This is a genomic window from Odoribacter sp. (genome assembly GCF_985060555.1).
The window spans coordinates 1-3383 of record NZ_CFKYFN010000077.1 but is presented as its reverse complement, the minus strand read 5'-3'; the positions used below and the strand labels follow the sequence as shown (position 1 = coordinate 3383).

Annotated in this window: 3 protein-coding genes and 1 pseudogene; 3 read left to right on the top strand and 1 reads right to left on the bottom strand. The window is 43.4% G+C overall.

Features of this window, described 5'->3' with window-relative positions:
• The 3 genes and pseudogenes from AC5RDS_RS10160 to AC5RDS_RS10150 form a co-directional block, all read left to right on the top strand.
• A pseudogene (locus tag AC5RDS_RS10160) lies at positions 1-220 on the top strand (tetratricopeptide repeat protein); the annotation flags it as partial.
• A gap of 332 nt (positions 221-552) precedes the next feature.
• Positions 553-1869, top strand: coding sequence for a S8 family peptidase (locus AC5RDS_RS10155; protein ID WP_317192888.1), 1317 nt, complete (start codon positions 553-555; stop codon positions 1867-1869).
• Between the two features lie 58 nt (positions 1870-1927).
• Positions 1928-2722 carry a class I SAM-dependent methyltransferase gene (locus tag AC5RDS_RS10150; protein WP_494222325.1) on the top strand — a complete coding sequence of 265 codons (795 nt, stop codon included), beginning with the start codon at positions 1928-1930 and terminating at the stop codon, positions 2720-2722.
• Here AC5RDS_RS10150 and AC5RDS_RS10145 read toward each other — a convergent pair.
• Entirely contained in the window at positions 2715-3188 is a 474-nt protein-coding gene (locus tag AC5RDS_RS10145) for a hypothetical protein (protein WP_302582535.1), read from the bottom strand. The two genes, AC5RDS_RS10150 and AC5RDS_RS10145, sit on opposite strands and share 8 nt — an antisense overlap.
• Positions 3189-3383 lie beyond the last annotated feature (195 nt).

Below are 3383 nucleotides of genomic sequence, written 5' to 3'. Positions count from 1 at the left end.
CGATAATGTGATTTCTAATTTCAAGTCCGAATATCCGAAAATCAAGCCATGTTTCGTGGAATTGCTATGCCTGCTCTATGCCGGATTTTCACCGCAACAGATAAGCGTTATTACCAATGAAACGCTAAAAACAATATACATGCGGAAGTTCCATTTGAAAAAGAAAATAATAGCTTCGCATATTACAACCAAAGATGTGATTCTCAATATTATTTCGTAAATATCAGATAATCAATATTTTTGCCAGCAAAACTTGTTGACAATAAAGATTTGCTGGTAATTTGCTGATTTAGAGCATATTAGAGCAAGGCCCGAAAACTGAAAAATTTTCGGGCTTTTTGATGTGTATAATAGCCTGTATTTCAGGCAGGAATTCTCCTTGTTTGAAAAATTTTAGCGGCCCTTATTTTTTGGGTTTCGGGGACATTTGCTCTAATTTTGAAATACACAAATATCTCACTCTAAATCGAATAAACTTATGAAAAAATTATCTTTTGCAATGTTCGTAATTGTAGGTTTGTTCATTATGTAAAAGTGAAATCTATAAAAGATTTGCGTACTCTCCAACAGTTCGCCGAAGAAAACAAAGTGACGATACTCGGCAGAAACGGATATATGCGTGACTGGTACACGCTTTCCTGCACCAATGAATCCGCAGGCAATGCGTTGGACATGGCTAACATATTTTATGAAACCGGGCTTTTCGAGGCTTGTCAGCCGGATTTGATGTGTGACGATGACTTATATGCCGTGGTAAACGATCCGCTTTACAGTTCGCAGTGGCATTTGAAAAACACGGCGACCGCTGGAGTAGACATTAACTTCGAAAACGCGCGGGCAGAAAGTTTAGGATCTGAAAACATTATTGTCGCTGTTGTCGATCATGGAATACAGTTAGATCACCCCGATTTGAATGTCCACACAATCAGCTACGACAGTGAAACCGGAACTCGTCCGAGCAAGGTTTATGGCACTCATGGGACTAATTGTTCTGGATTTATCAGTGCTAAAACCAATAATGGAATCGGCATCGCTTCAATAGCTCCTAACTGCAAACTGATGTCTATAAGTAATACGCTTATGGGAAATCCCGACAGTCGGCAGAAAAGGGCCGATGCAATCAATTTTGCCTGCAATAATGGCGCTGCCGTTATTTCGAATTCATGGGGTTCTTCGGTCAAATACCAAGTCATTGACGATGCTATTTCCAATGCGTTGAGAAACGGACGTTCGGGAAAGGGGTGCGTCGTTGTGTTTGCATCAGGCAATGATTATCAATCGACCGTTGGTTATCCGGCAAATTGTAATCCCGAAGTTATAGCGGTGGGTGCAATCAGCAGCAGCGGTATGCGGGCATCGTTCAGCAATTATGGTTCTGCTCTGGATGTTGTTGCACCGGGTGAGGATGTTATTACAACCACCACTAATAGCGGTTATTCATCCGCCATTAGCGGGACTTCGTTTGCTTGTCCGCTTGTCGCAGGGGTTGCCGCATTGGTTCTTTCCGTAAATCCGGATTTGACGCAAAAGCAGGTTGCGGATATTATCGAAAGTACGGCTAAAAAGTGTGGCAACTATTCCTATACGACCCAATCGGGCCACACCAACGGAACTTGGAACAACCAAATGGGCTATGGTTTGGTAGATGCTTACGCCGCTGTTATAAAGGCAAAAAACACAGGTTCTACCGTCTATTTCAACGACAAGACGGTAACAACCGATACTGTTATTTCGGGTGATGAGATTTCCGCGACGAACGTAACCGTTAAGAATAATGCCAAGCTGACGTTTACCAACGCCAAGAGCATTATTATCACACAACCTTTTACCGTCGAACTCACTTCGTCATTAGAACTTTCCTTACAGTAATTTTTACCGATAAGGCGGAGAATCGGATTCTCCGCCTTTGTTTTTTCAAATTTCCACCATGCAAACACGCCATCAGGATCGTTCCGCCTACTTTGAAGAAACAGCAACTTCCTGCCGGAACTATTATCTCCCTTACATTGAACAGCACACATCCTTGAAATTCGGCCGTAACTGCCGGGTAATGGAGGTCGGTTGCGGCTTTGGCGGCATTCTTTCCATTTTTGCGGCAAAGGGGGCCACGGTAACAGGAATAGATATTCATAAACCGTCAATCGAAACCGCAAAGACACTTTTCGCCGAAAGGGGGTTGAAAGGGACGTTTATCTGTTCGGACATTTTCGATTACAGCGACACACAACCTTACGACCTGATTATCCTGCACGATGCGTTGGAGCATATTCCCGAAAAAGAGCGGTTGATGTTGCATTTAAAATCCTTTTTGAAAGCTGACGGCCTTTTGTATCTGGGATTCCCCGCATGGCAAATGCCGTTCGGGGGACATCAGCAAATGGCGAAGAACCGGATTATCGCCAATTGTCCTTACATCCACCTGTTGCCCCGATCTCTTTTCCGTTTGGTGTTCAGGGCATGCGGCGAAAAGGAAAGTACTGTGAAATGTTTTTTTGAAATTCGGGATACGCGCATCACTATCGAGGGTTTCCATAAATTAGTAACGGCAACGGGATTACGTATAGTGAATCAGCGGCTATATTTCATAAACCCGAATTATCAGGTGAAATTCGGATTGAAACCGCGCATACTATCTCCCGTTATCGGGAAAATACCTTATGTGAGAAATTTTTTCACGACGACCTGCTACTATCTGCTGGCAAAGCAGGAGGAGGCTAATTAATCTCCAGATCGAGCGATATTTTCGCTTCGCTCGGAACAAACGGAACCAACTGCGCTACACGCCATTTCGGGGCTTCGGTGGTGTCGTTCAGCAGAAAAGTTACGGAATATATATATTGAGCATCCGCCTTTACAAAGTTTTTTTTGACGCTTTCGATTCCGTTTGTGGCCTGTCCTGCAACCAAAAGGAGCGTGTTCTTTTCGAAGTCTATATCTTCGGGCAATTTGTCGTTGGGAAATATAAAATCCGCCAGTTCCGCTTGGCTGCGAATCACGATCAGTTGATTGGCGGGCGTTTCAGCCCAGTTCCAAAGAGGATTCAGCGTATAATCGGCGCAGGACAAAGTAGTAGCCTTTCCCTGTGTATTATCATCTGGGGTATCAGTCTTTGTTTGATTCATCTCCACGGACGTACAACCCGTCGCGGTAAACAGAGCCATTGCGATAAGACAAACGATCTTTTTCATAGCTTTGGTTTTTCAGTTTGACGATCAAATAGCGTTCCCGATTTTTATTTCGGCACGGCATCCTTGCGCATATCGTCCGAAATATAAGGTATTCATTTACAAAGATAAGAATTTTGGATAAGAAACAAACTATTTGAACAAAAAACAGGAACCCTGCGGTCCCGGTTTGACATTATTGCAGCTATTTCCAATTTG

Bases quoted from the DNA above. Each gene is read 5' to 3' on its own strand.
- AC5RDS_RS10145 (WP_302582535.1), bottom strand. From the start codon at position 3,188: ATGAAAAAGATCGTTTGTCTTATCGCAATGGCTCTGTTTACCGCGACG.
- AC5RDS_RS10150 (WP_494222325.1), top strand. From the start codon at position 1,928: ATGCAAACACGCCATCAGGATCGTTCCGCCTACTTTGAAGAAACAGCA.